The sequence below is a fragment of the Pseudomonas sp. F(2018) genome, from assembly GCF_005508865.1.
GTDB lineage: Bacteria > Pseudomonadota > Gammaproteobacteria > Pseudomonadales > Pseudomonadaceae > Aquipseudomonas.
Window position 1 is genome coordinate 871,356 of sequence record NZ_SCOM01000001.1, and the last position, 14,558, is coordinate 885,913.

At 62.1% G+C, this 14,558-nt stretch carries 15 protein-coding genes; 1 reads left to right on the forward strand and 14 read right to left on the reverse strand.

Annotated features, from left to right (window positions below; genetic code table 11):
* Positions 1-59 precede the first annotated feature (59 nt).
* Together FFS62_RS04310 and FFS62_RS04315 are read right to left on the reverse strand one after the other, a co-directional pair.
* A complete protein-coding gene (locus FFS62_RS04310; protein ID WP_171016263.1) occupies positions 60-926 on the reverse strand; it encodes a serine hydrolase domain-containing protein in 867 nt (288 codons plus the stop codon).
* Complete coding sequence (locus tag FFS62_RS04315) at positions 926-1,576, reverse strand: DUF502 domain-containing protein (RefSeq protein WP_137971567.1); 651 nt, start codon at positions 1,574-1,576, stop codon at positions 926-928. Before FFS62_RS04315 ends, FFS62_RS04310 begins: the two co-directional genes overlap by 1 nt.
* Before the next feature lie 229 nt (positions 1,577-1,805).
* Here FFS62_RS04315 and FFS62_RS04320 point away from each other — a divergent pair, with 229 nt between their 5' ends.
* Positions 1,806-4,787, forward strand: coding sequence for a hypothetical protein (locus FFS62_RS04320; RefSeq protein ID WP_137971568.1), 2,982 nt, complete (start codon positions 1,806-1,808; stop codon positions 4,785-4,787).
* Here the strand turns inward: FFS62_RS04320 and FFS62_RS04325 are convergent.
* From FFS62_RS04325 to FFS62_RS04380, 12 genes are all read right to left on the reverse strand, one after another.
* Entirely contained in the window at positions 4,755-5,276 is a 522-nt protein-coding gene (locus FFS62_RS04325) for a hypothetical protein (RefSeq protein WP_137971569.1), read from the reverse strand. The genes FFS62_RS04320 and FFS62_RS04325 overlap by 33 nt on opposite strands.
* A 21-nt stretch (positions 5,277-5,297) precedes the next feature.
* Entirely contained in the window at positions 5,298-5,690 is a 393-nt protein-coding gene (locus FFS62_RS04330; RefSeq protein WP_137971570.1) for a hypothetical protein, read from the reverse strand.
* A 2-nt stretch (positions 5,691-5,692) separates the two neighbouring features.
* Positions 5,693-6,241, reverse strand: coding sequence for a cysteine hydrolase family protein (locus tag FFS62_RS04335; RefSeq protein ID WP_137971571.1), 549 nt, complete (start codon positions 6,239-6,241; stop codon positions 5,693-5,695).
* A 649-nt stretch (positions 6,242-6,890) separates the two neighbouring features.
* Positions 6,891-7,295 (reverse strand): hypothetical protein, encoded by a 405-nt coding sequence (locus FFS62_RS04340; RefSeq protein WP_137971572.1) that lies wholly within the window; start codon positions 7,293-7,295, stop codon positions 6,891-6,893.
* Between the two features lie 90 nt (positions 7,296-7,385).
* A complete protein-coding gene (locus tag FFS62_RS04345; protein WP_137971573.1) occupies positions 7,386-7,643 on the reverse strand; it encodes a hypothetical protein in 258 nt (85 codons plus the stop codon).
* Positions 7,644-7,774: 131 nt separating this feature from the next.
* Positions 7,775-8,527, reverse strand: coding sequence for a hypothetical protein (locus FFS62_RS04350; protein WP_137971574.1), 753 nt, complete (start codon positions 8,525-8,527; stop codon positions 7,775-7,777).
* A gap of 465 nt (positions 8,528-8,992) precedes the next feature.
* On the reverse strand, positions 8,993-9,382 hold the full coding sequence (locus FFS62_RS04355) for a hypothetical protein (RefSeq protein ID WP_137971575.1): 390 nt from the start codon (positions 9,380-9,382) through the stop codon (positions 8,993-8,995).
* An 84-nt stretch (positions 9,383-9,466) separates the two neighbouring features.
* Positions 9,467-9,859 (reverse strand): hypothetical protein, encoded by a 393-nt coding sequence (locus FFS62_RS04360; RefSeq protein WP_137971576.1) that lies wholly within the window; start codon positions 9,857-9,859, stop codon positions 9,467-9,469.
* A 656-nt stretch (positions 9,860-10,515) separates the two neighbouring features.
* Positions 10,516-11,040, reverse strand: coding sequence for a M23 family metallopeptidase (locus FFS62_RS04365; RefSeq protein ID WP_137972225.1), 525 nt, complete (start codon positions 11,038-11,040; stop codon positions 10,516-10,518).
* A 36-nt stretch (positions 11,041-11,076) separates the two neighbouring features.
* Positions 11,077-11,553, reverse strand: a complete 477-nt coding sequence (locus tag FFS62_RS04370; protein WP_137971577.1) for a hypothetical protein — start codon at positions 11,551-11,553, stop codon at positions 11,077-11,079.
* A 70-nt stretch (positions 11,554-11,623) separates the two neighbouring features.
* On the reverse strand, positions 11,624-12,622 hold the full coding sequence (locus FFS62_RS04375; RefSeq protein WP_137971578.1) for an AraC family transcriptional regulator: 999 nt from the start codon (positions 12,620-12,622) through the stop codon (positions 11,624-11,626).
* Between the two features lie 199 nt (positions 12,623-12,821).
* Positions 12,822-14,540 carry a bifunctional protein-serine/threonine kinase/phosphatase gene (locus tag FFS62_RS04380; protein ID WP_137971579.1) on the reverse strand — a complete coding sequence of 573 codons (1,719 nt, stop codon included), beginning with the start codon at positions 14,538-14,540 and terminating at the stop codon, positions 12,822-12,824.
* Positions 14,541-14,558 lie beyond the last annotated feature (18 nt).

The window sequence follows — 14,558 nt, forward strand, 5'->3', positions numbered from 1 at the left end:
CAGCCCGGATCGGTTATGCATCGACAGCGGCGCAGGGGCGGCGGTTCTGGCCCGCCAGCTTACCGGTCTGCGCTGGCTCGCAGCTGGCGCACCACCTCGGCCTCGACGGCGCCCTGGTTGCTGCCTTCGGCGAACACGGCGCAACTCGCCGTGGCGCTGCGGTACACCGCCACCACGCTGCCCGGTCCGCCGCCGGTATGGCCGTGCAGGTACAGGCCACTGGCATCCGGGCCCTGCATCAGGCCCAGGCCGTAGCCGGGCGCGACCCAGGGCCGACCGGCGAGCGGGCCGCCGAGCAGGTATGGCGTCTGCATCTGCGCAAGCAGTGGCGCGGGCAGGAAATCGCCGCCCAGCAGGCGATCCAGCAGCAGCGCCGCCTGGTCCAGCGGGCCGACCAGCAGGCCGTGGTAGACCCAGGCCGGATCGTAGGCGGGCGGTGCGCCCACGCCCCAGTCGGCGCGCGTCCGTGCCAGGCGCACCTGGGCCACGCCCAGTGGCGCCAGCACGCGCTGTTGCAGCGCCTCGCCGAAGGACAGGTCGGTGGTCCGCTCGATCAGCCGCGTCACGTACAGATAGCCGACATTCGAGTAGCGCCAGCCGGTGCCTGGCGGGTAGCGCAGGCGGCTGGCGTCGAGGCGCTGCAGCATCTCCTCGACCGGCCAGGGAGCCTCGTTGTGGGCAACGGCGGCGTGGTAATTGGCGAGCTCGCCGTAGTCCGCCAGGCCGGCCTCGTGGCGCAGCAGCTGGCGCAGGGTGAAGGGGCCTTCGGCGACTGCCTCGTCCAACTCCAGCAGGCCGTCGCGCACCAGGGACAGGGCGGCGGCCGCGATCACCGTCTTGCCGAAGCTCCACCAGGGTAACGGCTCATCGGCCTGCGCAGGTGTTAGCAGCGAGCCATCGCGAACCAGGGAGACGCGCAGGGTCATCAGGCAGTGGCCGCCTTGCTCGGGCCCGGCGGGGTGATGCCCATCGAGACGTAGATGCTGGTGAACCTGTCCATGCCCATCTCCGCCGGCTTGACCCATTCCACCGGCACGTAGAGCAGACCGCCGCCCACCGGCACCGGCGCGGTGGGCACCAGGATGGCGTGGTAGGCGCGGCCGTCGATCTCGATCGGCTGCGGGTTGGGCAGCAGGGCCAGCACGGCGGTGCCGTCGCCGCCGAAGAAGCACCAGACCGGGCTCATGGCCGCCAGGTCGGCGTCTTCCTTCTTGTCGAGCAGGCCGACGAAACGATCGGCCAGGCCATATAGCGGGCCGATCAGCGGGATGCGCCGCAGGGTGTAGCTGAACAGCCGGCTCAGCGGGCCCTTGAGACCGAGCTGCACGGCCAGGCCGAGCGGGTAAAGCGCCACCAGCAGCACCAGGGTGCCGAGCAGCCAGGCCAGTTCCTGGCTGCTGACAAAGGGCTGGCCGAGTTCGGCGAACAGTTTGCCGACCATGCTGGAGGGGCCGACCAGGCCATTCAGCAGGCTCACCACCCAACCCAGCAGGGCAAGCGACAGGGCCAGCGGCAGCAGGGCGAGCAGGCCGGCCAGCCAGGTGGTGGCGATGGAGTGGAAGCTGTTCTTGAACATGGCGGGAGTCCGTGGCGAAGGCACGCCAAGGCTATTGCAAAGCGCCGCTCTTGTGCAGGGCGGCGCTCGCAGTCTGCTGCGATAAGTGTTGGGTCGGCGCCATCAATGCGCGACCGGGCATGGCTGCGGCCGCCTCGGCTGGGCAGAGCACGAAGCTGTCGGATGGGTCCGTTTCCCCTCGGCGGGCAACGCTAGAATCGGCGCTGGTTTTCCCGCAGCGATGGACGTCATGAACGCAATGGATTCTGCAGCGGCCAGCACCGCCTGGCTGCATCTCGGCTCGGACGACGGCTCGATGGTTCTGGACCGGCAGGGCCGGGTCTCGCCGCTCTGGTGCCTGCTCCTGGCTAGGGCCATGGTGGTGCCGGCTATCACTGCGCCGGAGGTGGGCGTCGAGACGCCGCGTCAGGGCCTGCGTGTCGCCCTCGATCAGGCGCTGGACCACTGGCAGCAGTTCTGCGCGTTCATTGCCGAGCATCCGCAGTTCCACCGGGTGCCGGCGCTCGGCGTGCACCTGGCGGCGGTGGCCGAGTACATCGAGCAGGTTGCGCAACAGTTCGATCGCCCGCTGTCGCAGCTGTGGCTGCAAGGCGATCTGGATGCCCTGTCCGGGCCCTTCGACCAGAACGTGCCATCGCGCATCGAGTTCTGGCGCTGGAACGCCGATTCGCGCCTGGACCTGGTGCAGGCCGGCGACCCGCTCGAACTGCACGAGATCACCCTGGTGGTGGATTTCGAAGACCTGCAGGACTGGTGTCGCGGCTTCGGCCTGGACAGCTTCGAGCACCCGTATTTCCAGGAACTGGGCCATGCCTGCGAATTTGCCGCGCAGGCCGTTTCGTTCGCCGACTTCCGTGAAGCGCAGGCGGAGCCCCATGACCCTTGGCAGCAACACAATTTCCGCGCCCATGAGCACGACGGGCTGGTGGGCCTGCTGGCCGAGGACGGCAGCTGGCATGTGCCGCCGCAGTGGCAGGAGATACGCCCCGATGCCTACAGCTACGTGCGGGTCTGGGTCAGGCAGGGTGACCTGTGGGGCCTGCTGCAGATCGAGCCGCAGGCGGAGCTGCTGTTCGCCCCGCAGTTCGATGCAGTGGTCGATTCGGCGGCGGGCGATTTCTGTGTAGCCAGCCTGAACGGGCGCCAGGGTTTGCTGGATATCGAGGCGCGCGATTGGCGCGTGCCGCCGGTGCACGAGGAGCTGCGCCGCGAATGCAACGGCCTGCTGCGCGTGCGCGAAGGCGCTTTGCTCGGCTACCTCGATGACCGCGGCAGCGTGCTGCAGGAGCCGCGCTACCAGCAGACCCGCCCGTTCGGCAGCGCTGGGCTGTTCGACGCACCGGGCGTGGCCTGGGTGGTCGAGCAGGACCGCTGGGGGCTGATCGACAGCGGCTGCCGCCCGCTGCAGCCCTGCGTATTCGAGCGTGTCGAGTTTCGTGAGGAACACGACCAGCGCGGCTGGCGCGTGTGGCAGTCCGGCCGGCAGGGCTGGGTCAACGCCGCCGGTGTGCTGGCGGTGGCCTGCGAGTGGGACGAGGTGGACTGCTATGAGCCGTACCAGCATGCCTGCGCCGCCGAAGGCATTTATCGGGTTGTGCGCGATGGTCGCCAGGGCCTGCTGCCCAGCCTGGGCGACTGGCGCATCGCCTGCGACTACGACGATATCGAGCCACTGGGTGTCGGTCCCGGCGCGGCTGCCTTGGCAGAGGACGAGTTGCGCCGCAGTGCCGAGCCGGAAGACGGCGACCTGGCCAGCTACGTGGCCGGCGGTGATGCGCAGCAGTCGCGCCTGCTGATCCGCGTGCGCAGCGCCCAGGGCTGCGGGGTGATCGACGAGGCGGGGCGGCAGATAGTGCCGCCAGGCCCTTGGCAGATCGAGCCCATCGGTAACGGCAATCTGCATTGGCTGCGCCTGCAGGACGAGCAGGAGCGTTGCCAGCTGTGGGACGTCGCGCGGCGCATGCCCGCGCTGCCGGGGTGGCATGCCGGAGTCGACGTGCTGCATGTCTGCGGCCGGCCCGTGCTGCTGAGCTTCGCCGAGGAGGAGGGAATAGCCGACAGATTCAACCTGCGGTTGTGGAACGCCGACGGCCAGCCGGCGTTTGCCGAGCGCTGCATCGGCCTGCTGGGCCAAACCGAGCTGCATTACGCGCATCTGTGGAGCAGCGAGCGCGAGCAGTTGCAGGCGGCCTGGGGCCGTGGCGAGGCAGTCGAGGCCCTGGTCGTGAGCGCAGCAGGCCCTGCACGAGCGGTGTTCATCGTTCCGGGCCGGCCCCTGGTCGAGGCGGAGCCGGAGTGGCGGCGCCGCTATCGCCAGGGCGACCTGGACGCCGCCCTGGCGCTGTCCCGGCATAGCGCCGACGCCGAGCTGGCCTATCAGTGGGCGCGCAACGCCTGTGGCTTGGGCGAGGTCGCGGGCCAACCCTCTGCCGCGGCCTGGCTGCACCTGGTCGAGCTGGCTGTGCAGGGGCACGGCGATCTGCGGCAGGCGCGCAGCTGGGTCGAGCAGGGCTTGGCCGCCGATCCGCAGCTCGACGAGACCGGGCGCCTGCTGCTCTGCGTCGGTCGTCTGTGGCTCGATCCGGCGGCCGGCGAACCCGATGCCAAGCGCGCCTTCGAGGCGCTGGAACGGGTGCAGCTGTACAGCGGTCACCACCAGCCAGAGCATGCCGAAAGCCTGTATCTACTGGGCCAGTGCTGGCAGCAGGGGCTGGGCTGCACGGCGGACACCACGCGTGCCCGCGAGCTGTGGCGCAGCGCCTCGGCCGACGGCCACGCGGCAGCGACCGAGGCACTGGTGCGGCTGCTGGCCGCCGAGGCGGAGCAGCTGGGTGAAGCCGACGCGGCGGCTGCGCTGTGGGAGGAGGCGCTGCACCACGCCCTGCAGTTTCTCGAATACCACGGCGAGGCTGCGCCGCGGGCACCGGTGGCAGCATTGCAGGCCTTCGTCGGGGAACTGCTGCTGAGCAGCGAGCCGGTGGAGTGGGAGCTGGCGGAGGAGTATCTGCTGCAGGCCGCCGACGCGGGCAACGAGCAGGCCATGGGCCTGCTGGCCGAGGTGGCCTATCGCGACAAGACCAGCCCTATGCGCAGCTTGAAGAAGGCGCTGCACTGGGCCTGGCGCTATGCCGCCGCGCAGCGGGTCATCACCTCGGCGGACGCGGGTTGGCAGCGCTGGCTATTCGCCGTGATCAGGCTGCTGCGTCGCTAGCCCGGCATTGGCGCTGCGCACGAAGCGCCAATGCACCACCCACAGCACAATCGCCAACAGACCGGCCGCCGAACCGAGCGCATGGGGAATCAGCGAGACCACCTGCGCCGCACACCAGCCCCAGCCACTGACCAGCCCTACATCGCGCGGCAACTTCAGCTGCTCGTTGTGTCGTGCCTCTTCACGCAGCGAGGTGGCCACATTGGCGACGATGAAGAAGTCCTCGATGAAGTTGTACGGCAACAGGAACATCAGCCACACGCTACGCGGCTTCGCCTTGCGCGCCTCGGGTCGCACCAGCGCCAGCGCGCGCTGCAGGTCGCGGCAGTAGAGCGCCACCAGGATCAGGAACAGCAGCACCGCGATCAGGCTGCCGACCGGGCCAAGCATCTCCACTTCCTTGAGGATGCCGCCACCTGCGTCTGGATGCAGGAAGGGGTAGGCCAAGCCATAGGCGATAGGCAGGCTGAGGGCGATCTTGATGAGCAACAGCGCGGCTCTGGGCAAGGATCAGACCTCCACCGCGCGGCGAGCGGACTCCAGTACCGCCGCTGCCACCTCGCCAGGGGCTGGCCATTCCGTACAGGCAATGGTCTGCTCATCCAGGAACAACTGCGCAGCAAGGAGCACCGCCGCCGTGGTCCGCACCACCTCCAGGGAATGCCACGCAGCGATGTCCATGCGAGCCTTCGCCCTGGCGACCGCGTCCACCACATGGCGAGCGTCTTCGAAGAAGCCGGTTACACCTACGGTTTGAACGGCCGCGAGCGACAGGCCGAATGCCGCAGCCTGTGTGCGCAGCATCGGGTTCGCAGGGTTGTTCAGGATCAGGCTTTCAATATCTTCCAGCGACGCAAGGGCCGCCGCGGGGCCGAAGATGTCGAGAGCCGCTTGTTCACTCATGGCTAGAGCAAATCTCGTAGTTCGCTGGAGGTGACCACCGTGGCGTACTCGCCGTTGAGGTTTGCCAGAGCCATCGCGTGTACGGCCTCGGCGCTACGCATAACGCCGTTGTAGTCGGCTTTGGCGAAGGCAAACGTTGCATCGGCAGCGACGTATGTAGCGAAGCCGAGATTGCCAGCCGTACGAGCCGTAGCCTCGACCGAGTTGTTGGTGCTGACACCCACGATTGCAACGGCCTCGATACCTCTCGCGCGAAGCCAGCGCTCGAGCCCCGAGTTGATGAATGCATCCGGGACATTCTTCTCAACCACGTGCTCGGTAGCCAGTGGCTGCAGCTGCTCCTGGAACTCGACGCCAGATTGCCCAGGCCAGAACGGAGAGCCGTGTGTGCGCGAGATATGACGCACATGCACGATAGGCGCCTTCGCCTCTCGCCATGCCTTGAGCGTCGTTGCGATTGCCTGCTCCGCTTGAGGATTGTTGCGAGCGCCTGCTGATGGCTCCTGCATGCCACGCTGCATATCAATGATGATCAGGGCTGGTATGCGCATGAGTTAGTGGGCCCTTACGATTAATCTAAGGGGCCGGCTTTAGCAGGTCCCGAGTGAGCAGAGCGAACAGCTTGAACCAGTTGTTAGATTACTGGAGCTGAGCGTTGCAGCTTGGGCAGATCTTTATTGATTGTCGATCTTTGTATCGATTCATAAAAGGAAGTTGATGCTCGCATGCGGGGCAGCGCCATAACCTCAGAGCAAGCAGTGCGTAAAGCCCAAAAAACAGGCCGGAAATGATGGATGCTGCAAGGCGCGTGTGATTTGTAGCACTAGAAATAAACGGTATAGCTACGATGAAAACTATTATGAGACTAATTACTAGCAGCTGAAGCTTTAATTTTCGGGATTTGATTTTTTTGGAAATTTCGCTCGGTGGGCTCTCTGGGGTTGTTCGTGAGAGATAATGCAAAAGTATGGATGAGGTGAAAAATACCCCGGCAGAAATGAAAAGAGACCCCAGTGAGCGAGTGTTGATGTGTCCATCAGAAAAACCAAGAAAAAGGACAGTGAGCATCATGCCTGAGCCGCACAATGCAATGAAAAAACAGGGCGCCAAGTAGGAGTTTGATGAGTTTCATGGGTTGGTAATCTAACGTTGGAGTTAAGGCCGCGCCGAAGGCGTCGGCCTTGAACGAGTTGTTAGGGGCTAATCTATAGACCAGAACAGCTCCAGGGAGAAGAAGCGATTATCAGATTGGCGAGCGAACTCCAGCTTTGCACCCATGGAATCTCCATCATCTTCAAATGCCCAGGTGGCCTGACTGAAATTCAGATCTTGGTTGAGAAGCTGCATGAGCTGCTCAGCCAAGGATACGAATCCTGGCTTTACCTCAGTAATGGTGTATTCACCTTGGGATGACTGCAGAAAACCGCCCAGCGCATGAAGCTGAGGCTGGCTAATGCGTTGCTCATCAGCGGAGCAAGGGCGAAAGCGTGAGTGTGCTTGGTTTGCGGCTTCTAGATATGTATAGAGGAGGCCACCTTCAGGATACGCTGAATGTGAACGCCGCCCTAATTCCTCTAGGAAAGCTAATGTTTCGGTTGAGAGCATGGGTGGCCCCTAACGATTAAGCTAACGGGCAGACAAAAGCGTAGCTTTTGGCTGTCCAGCGAACGAAGTGAGCGGCAGTTGAGCGCATTGTTAGGTGGCTGGCTGCTGTGTGTGAAACGTAAGTACCTTGGCAGTACAAGCCTCCGCAAGAAAGGCAGCGACCTGCTCTTGAGCCGAAGGGGAGATACTTGGATATTCTTCCGTCAAATACTCGATTACTTTGTCATGCTCCCAAGGGCCGAGTGAAGTCTTATAACTCTCGTACTCGTCCTGAATCTCACGCCAAGACGTGTAGGGGTGCTTTGAGAACAGCATATTGGTTTCGGTGTGAACGATGTGGAGCTGCATTGAACATTCTCCAGCTGCCTAACGTTTGGTTAAGGGGCCGGCTTTGCCGGTCTCAGCGAGCGGAGCGAGCAATTTGAACCTGTTGTTAGACGAATACTGGGAACAGAGTTTTATTCTGTAAAGCAAAGCGCTCAATATTTTTTAGGCAGAGCTAGCGATGTTGCTTCTTTTATAGTTACTTCGTTGGATGAAATGTCATTGAATTTGCCTAGATATTGCGTGCTTGTAACTGGCGGCTGCAATGGCTTTATCTTGCCAACATCGGAGTTTATCATGGCAGCAATTATTACTCCTCCAATCAGACCGCCTGCCGCACCAGCACCTGCAGCTTGCCCATAACTCATATTTCCAGAGCCAGAAACACCTCGGGCTATTAAGCCGCCAGTTGCACCACCGATAGCTCCTCCAGCTGCGAAAGAGACGAGGTCAACTTTTGATGTAGAAGGATCTCTTACATACCCCAAGGTGGAACAATCTGTTCCGTTTGGGTAGGGCTGCACAGGGGCTGGCTTTGTGGAGAAATAAGCATAGAGCTTAACTGGTTCATTTGCCTTATTAGGGACATAAAATCCCCCATCTGAAGTTGTGGGTTGTCCAGGGAAGCCACCTCCATTTTCGTCTGTAACCGATATGCCACCTGGTGGGGCGCGATAGTAGGTTCCATTCGCGTCTATTTTTTCAGACCAATAAGGGCCTTTTTCAAATCTGGTTGTCCATTGGTCGTAGTAATTAAGAACAATCGGCTCTTTTAAATCTATACAGGTTATTTCTTTTGGCGATTTTAGATCTTCAGGATTAATAGGTGTTACGCAGCCTGACAATAAAGAAACCGCCAGCATGCCAGCAGTGTTTTTAAGGTTAATTCTTAAACTGGTGATCATCATGTACTCTCGGTTGAAAACGCACTGATCGCGCCACTTCGTTTAACGTTTGGTTAAGGGGCCGGCTTTAGCCGGTCCCGAGTGAGCGAAGCGAGCGACTTGAACCAGTTGTTATGTTTCTTCGCCACGAGGAGGCCAAGGTCTAATTTGGTGAACCAACTGGGACTTAATGCTCCAACCTTCAGGCTTGAGCTCAGGATTGAACCATTTGAAGCCTGCTGAAGCCCACTGTTGATAGTAAGACTCCGAGTCGTCGTAACCATACTCACAACCGCAGCATGGACAGATATCAAAACTATATCGGATCTCGTCCGAGTTCTGATATGCCTCTTGGAAGGGTCCGAATCCGCAGATTGGGCAATGTTCTATAAGCAATTCAAGCGTCCTTGCTGAGGAACATAACGTTTGGTTAAGGGGCCGGCTTTAGCCGGTCCCGCAGTGAGCGAAGCGAACGACTTGAACCATTTGTTAGCCGTGCTTCGATCTAGTTATTTTGTACTCTACAACCTCTCCAGAAATGCTAATGACTTTTACATGAGTAGCTGTTTGCTCTAGGAGAGTGAGCTGCTCTACGAGTTTTGCTTCGTTGTAAATTTGTAACTTACCGTCGGAAATTCGCCATTCGTACTCTGGTGCTGCCACTGCGAATGCAGTGCCGACAGTGGCGGCAACATAGCCTTCTGCGTCAAATTTGAAGTTTTGGACTTTTACGATGGCTACAAGCTGCAGTGATAGGCCGGATATTTCTTCCTCTTTCCATGGAATGGGATTTCCTGAATTGTTCGCACACCCAGCGAGCAACATTGCGCTTATTAGTGCAATGTAAAAATTCATACTCATGCGGATTAAATGCTTCATGGTGGCTAACGTTTGGTTAAGGGGCCGGCTTTAGCCGGTCCCGAGTGAGCGAAGCGAGCGGCTTGAACCAGTAGTTAGAAGGCATCACAGCACATCGTTGATTAAAAATAAGCCTTCAAACTGCTCTTTTTTGTCTTCGGGGCTTTGGTCCAGCAAGCCAATACGGACTAAGCCATAAACAATTTCACCAATATCCATTGATGAAGATATGCCCCAAGAGCTCAGCGTTTCTTTGGGAGCTTCAAAAACTTCCTTTGCGTGAAGGACATAGCAGTGTGCGAAATTGAAGGCGCTTACATGGTAGGTGAGCCCAAGATTAGGAGACGGCGCGGGAATATTTTCATGATATTCAGGCGCACACTGGTATGCCTCAAGCGCGAACTCATAAGCTTCGCGGTTGTACTTTGTTTCTCCAAGCGCCTCTAGTTTTTCGGCGATATGGATTTGGTATTCGATTGTGTTGTACCAGTTATCCATGATGGTTTCTAACGATTAAGCTAAAGGGCCGGCTTCGCCGGTCCCAGCGAACGGAGTGAGCGCTTTGAGCGCATTGTTAGACGCCTTCACGAGCTAAGCAGTTTGAAGGTGGTGAGTCTTTCAGTATGAGCCTCGAAGCGCTCTGTAATTTTCGCGAAATTATTCTGGATTTCCACTGAACTCAATTGGCCTGGGCTGATTGAGTACTGAGTTGGTTTGGGTCCAGAAATGATTAAATTTCCGCCACTTATTGCCCATTGGAAATTCTCGACACTGAATTGGATGCACGATTGTGTGGAACAATGACGATCGTGCCCCCTCTGAGTGTCGTGTGTGATGGACTCGGCAATTTCTACTTTGTGCCCCACGGTGGATTGCAGGAACTCACTGAGGGACTCAATTAGTATGATGCGTTCTGTGGGGTTCGGCATAAGTTCTCTTGGCGTCTAACTATTATTAGGCGACATAGCTGTCGCATAACATCCGAACGAGTGTCGGATAACGTTCCTTGTCATCTTGCAAGCCCTTGTTTCGCCAAGCCACTGCCTTGCCAAACGCGACAGCAGCCAGGTGGAAAAGCGACACGAGAGCGGCAAGACCCGATGCCAGCAGTTTGCTGACTTGCAGCCGACGCTACTGGCTTGTTTTCCAGCTGTCTACGGTTCTTCACGTGCACCACCCAACGCCTTGTTTGGGTCGAGGTAGAACATCTTCTTCCAGCCCTGAGTGCTGCTATCCCAACGCCACGGATGGGGCAGCAGGCTGAGGATGGTGTAGTGCAGGTGGGGTGGTTTGCCGCGGGCGTTGCCGGTGTCGCCGACGCTGCCGATGTGGCTGCCGGCTAGTACCGGTTGGCCGGGCAGGGCGCTGTAGTCGTCGAGGTGGGCGAAATAGTGCAGGCGCCATTTAGGGCCAAGCATCAAGACGACCTTGCCGCCCATGTCGATCTCGCCGCGGAATAGCACCAGGCCGTAGGTTGGGGCCACTACCGGGGTGCCTTTGCGGGCGAATATGTCGATGCCCTTGTGCACGCCGGAGCGGCCCCAGGGTTCGAACCAGAAGCTCTGCTGGTTCCAGTCACGAGCGGTGGCGCCCTGTACCGGTACGCGCAGCCATTCGGGGGCGATCAGCCAGGCGAGCAGCAGGGCCAGAAGCAGGTGGCGTTTGCGGGGCTTCTTTATTTTCATCGCGCATCCATGCGGTGTTGTATCAGGAGTTCAGTCGCCGAACACCCAGCTGTTGTTGCGATTATGCAGGTAGATGAAGACGTTCTCGCTCTTGTCGCGGGCGACGCCGGTGGTGCCCCAGGGGAAGAGGGCGAGTGTACCGTCCAGCTTGTCCAGCTTGCCCAGCTGCTCGCCCAGCCAGCGTTGGTGCAGCTTTTCCCGCAGGGGGATGGAGGCGTAGAAGTCGTCGTCGGAACCGGTCGGGATGCTCGGGTCGGTTAGTTCGATGAACAGGCTGACCAGTTGCTCCGACTCGAAGCGCAGGCTCAGGTCGATGCCCAGGCGGCCTTCCTGCAGGCCGATGCGGGCGAAGCGGCAGGGCACCTCGCGGTCGCCGATCAGCACCGGGCGCGAGTCGCCGATCTGGAAGCCGGCGCCCAGTTGCTCAGGCGTGGTGGCGGGGGTGATAAGGCTGCCCGCCACGTGCACGTGGCCGGTGTTGCGGTCGATCTGCAGGGGTGTGGTCATCGGCTGGTCTGGTGGCGAAGGGGCGGCAGTTCTGGCTTGGTGGAAGCTGGCGAGATCGGGGCTGTGCGAGTCAGCCCTCCTGTGCTCGATAGGCTCCAGGTGTCAGCCCGGTCCACTTCTTGAAGGCCCGATGGAAGGCCGAGGGCTCGGAGAAGCCGAGCTGTTCGGCCAGGTCCTGGATCGACAGCTCGTCGCGACCCAGGTGGTAGATCGCCAGGTCGCGGCGCAGGTGGTCCTTGAGTTCCTGAAAGCTGCTGCCTTCCTCGCGCAGGTGGCGGCGCAGGGTCTGCGGGCTGATGTGCAGCTGCACGGCGACGCTCTCCAGGTCCGGCCAGTGCGCACAGTCGCGGCCGAGCAGGCGGCGGATGCGGCTGGTCAGGCTGTCGCCGCCATCCGGACGGGCCAGCAGGTCGGCCGGCGAGTGTTCGAGGAACTGCTTGAGCGTGCGTTCGTCCTGCAGCAGCGGCATGCCTAGGTAGCGGCTGTGGAACAGCAGGCCGGTGTATGTGGCGTCGAAGCGGCGCGGGCAGGGGAACAACAGGTCGTACTCGGCGCTGTGCGATGGCTCGGGGTGGGCGAAGCTGGCTTCTTCCAGGCGGATGCGCTGGCCGATCAGCCAGCTGCCGAGGCGGTGCCAGATCACCAGCAGGCTCTCGGTGAGGAAGTGGTCCGGGTCCCACAGAGCCGAGCTGTCCAGGGTCAGGCGCACCCATTCGCCCTCGCGCTGCAGTTGCACCCGCGGCGCGTCGGGGAACAGGCCGTAGAACAGCATGCCGCGCACCAGGGCCTTTTCCAGGCTGTGGCAGTGGATGATGGCGTGGCACATCATGGCGAAGGTGCCGCGCTTGCTGGGGATGGCGCCGAAGCCCATGTACTCATCGTCGAGCAGCGCCCACAGGCCTTGCAGCAGGCGGGTGAACTGTTCGGGGGCCAGGCGTGCGCGCGGTTCTTCGAGCAGCGCCGGCTGGATGCCCACTTCGCGCAGCAGGGCGGCGTAGTCGTAGCCCTGGCGGTCGGCACCGCGCAAGGCGGCGCGGACGAAGTGGCTGGCGATGGTGCGTTCGCGCATGGCGTGGCTCGGCGTGAAGGTGCCCGGATGGTAAGGCGCCATGGCGGGGTGGAACAAGTTTCGTGGGCGAGGCCATCAACGGTCCCTCACCCTAACCCTCTCCCGGGGGAGAGGGGATATATGTCCGAGGCTTTGGACGTCAGCCACCCGCTACCTTCGGGAGAGGGGCCGGGGGTGAGGGCGTGTTGGTCTGCCGCGATCAATGAGCAAGCAGCTGCCAGGCGAGCAGAACGGCCAGGATCAGGCTTGCGCCACGCCAAAACAGCAGCGGGTTGCGTTCCAGCAGTGGCGGGCGGGCGCGGTCGAGGTATTCGGCGCTGGGCTGGCGCAGGTCGTGGATGAACTCGGAGAGCTCGGCGTGGCGGCGGTTCGGGTCGGGGTGCAGGGCCTTGCGCAGCACCTCGTCGATCCAGGGCGGGATGCTGCGCTCGGCATCCTGCACCGAGTGATAGACCAGGCGCAGTTGCTCGGCGCGGTTGCGGCACTTGGCGACTTCGGCGCCGTAGGGCAGACGGCCGCTCAGCAGCTGGTAGGCGATCACGGCCAGGGAGAACAGGTCCGAGCGTGGCGAGCCGGCCTCGCCGATGAAGTATTCCGGAGCCATGTACTGCAGGGTGCCCGGCAGCGGGTTCTGCACGCGCTGCGGGGCCTGCTCGCTGAGGCCGGCGACCCGCGCCGAGCCGAAGTCGATCAGCCTGACGGTGCCGGTGGCGTCGATCAGCAGGTTATCCGGGCGCAGGTCCTGGTGCAGCATCTCCAGGCGGTGGAAGGCCTGCAGGCCACGGGCGATCTGCTCGACCAGGTCGCGCACCTTTTCTACGCCCGGCCGGGGGTTGTCGACCATCCACTGGCGCAGGGTCTGCCCCTCGATGTACTCGGTGACGCTGTACAGGTAGCTGCGCCGGCGGGTCTGTGCCGGGGCCTTGAGCACGTGCGCACTGTCGATGCGGCGGGCGATCCATTCCTCGGTCAGCAGCCGCTCCAGGTGCGCGCGGTCGTGCTGCAGTTCGGTGGCCGGGGCCTTGAGCGCCACCGGCGTCTTGCCGTCCAGCGCCAGGTACACGTGGCTGCGGCTACTGGCGTGGATCTCGCGCACGATGCGGTAGCCGTCGAACTCCATGCGCGCCTGCAGCAGCGGCGGCAGGGCCAGGTCGCCGACCCGTTGCTGCAGCTCGCCGGCATCCTGGCGCGGCAGCTGGTCGATGCGCACCAGCTGCACGGTGAGGTTGTCGTCGCTGCCGCGCGAGTAGGCCTGCTGCACCAGGGTGCGGGCGGCGCCGTCCAGGTCGTCGCCATAGGCGCGGATCAGGGCGGCCATGGCGGCTGGTTCGAGGTACTCGTGCACGCCATCGCTGGTCAGCAGGAAGATGTCGCCCGGCTCCAGGGCCAGTTGGCGGTAGTCCAGCTCCAGGTGCGGGCCTACGCCGAGGGCGCGGCTCAGGTAGCTGGTGTCACGCGAGACCCACAGGCGGTGGTCCTCGGTCAGGCGTTCCAGGGCGCCGTCGCGCAGGCGCTGGATGCGAGTGTCGCCGGCGTGGAACAGGTGCGCGGTGGTGGCCTTGAGTACCAGGGCGCTGAGAGTGCAGACGTAGCCACGGTCCATGTCGTAGCGGTACTGGCTCTGCCGCGTCTGTGCGTGCAGCCAGGAGTTGGCGGCCATCAGCACGCGCCAGGCGGACTTCTTCACCGACCAGGCGTCGGAGGTGCAGTAGTAGTCTTCGAGGAAGCTGCTCACCGCCGCTTCGCTGGCGATATGGCTGACGGCGCTGCTGCCGATGCCGTCGGCCAGGGCGATGGCGATGCCCTTGGTGGAGAGCTGGGGTTCGTCGGGAATGCACAGGCCGTGGAAGTCCTGGTTGACCTCCTTGCGCCCCTTGTCGGAGTGCTGGCCGACGGAAATCCGCAGTTGGCTGCTCATGCTGGAACGGCGTGGGCC

What these genes read in the sequence shown, in the direction of transcription:
- FFS62_RS04310 (WP_171016263.1), bottom strand. Translation starts at nt 926, where the DNA reads ATGACCCTGCGCGTCTCCCTGGTTCGCGATGGCTCGCTGCTAACACCT.
- FFS62_RS04315 (WP_137971567.1), bottom strand. Translation starts at nt 1,576, where the DNA reads ATGTTCAAGAACAGCTTCCACTCCATCGCCACCACCTGGCTGGCCGGC.
- FFS62_RS04320 (WP_137971568.1), top strand. Translation starts at nt 1,806, where the DNA reads ATGAACGCAATGGATTCTGCAGCGGCCAGCACCGCCTGGCTGCATCTC.
- FFS62_RS04330 (WP_137971570.1), bottom strand. Translation starts at nt 5,690, where the DNA reads ATGAGTGAACAAGCGGCTCTCGACATCTTCGGCCCCGCGGCGGCCCTT.
- FFS62_RS04335 (WP_137971571.1), bottom strand. Translation starts at nt 6,241, where the DNA reads ATGCGCATACCAGCCCTGATCATCATTGATATGCAGCGTGGCATGCAG.
- FFS62_RS04340 (WP_137971572.1), bottom strand. Translation starts at nt 7,295, where the DNA reads ATGCTCTCAACCGAAACATTAGCTTTCCTAGAGGAATTAGGGCGGCGT.
- FFS62_RS04345 (WP_137971573.1), bottom strand. Translation starts at nt 7,643, where the DNA reads ATGCAGCTCCACATCGTTCACACCGAAACCAATATGCTGTTCTCAAAG.
- FFS62_RS04350 (WP_137971574.1), bottom strand. Translation starts at nt 8,527, where the DNA reads ATGATGATCACCAGTTTAAGAATTAACCTTAAAAACACTGCTGGCATG.
- FFS62_RS04355 (WP_137971575.1), bottom strand. Translation starts at nt 9,382, where the DNA reads ATGAAGCATTTAATCCGCATGAGTATGAATTTTTACATTGCACTAATA.
- FFS62_RS04360 (WP_137971576.1), bottom strand. Translation starts at nt 9,859, where the DNA reads ATGGATAACTGGTACAACACAATCGAATACCAAATCCATATCGCCGAA.
- FFS62_RS04370 (WP_137971577.1), bottom strand. Translation starts at nt 11,553, where the DNA reads ATGACCACACCCCTGCAGATCGACCGCAACACCGGCCACGTGCACGTG.
- FFS62_RS04375 (WP_137971578.1), bottom strand. Translation starts at nt 12,622, where the DNA reads ATGCGCGAACGCACCATCGCCAGCCACTTCGTCCGCGCCGCCTTGCGC.
- FFS62_RS04380 (WP_137971579.1), bottom strand. Translation starts at nt 14,540, where the DNA reads ATGAGCAGCCAACTGCGGATTTCCGTCGGCCAGCACTCCGACAAGGGG.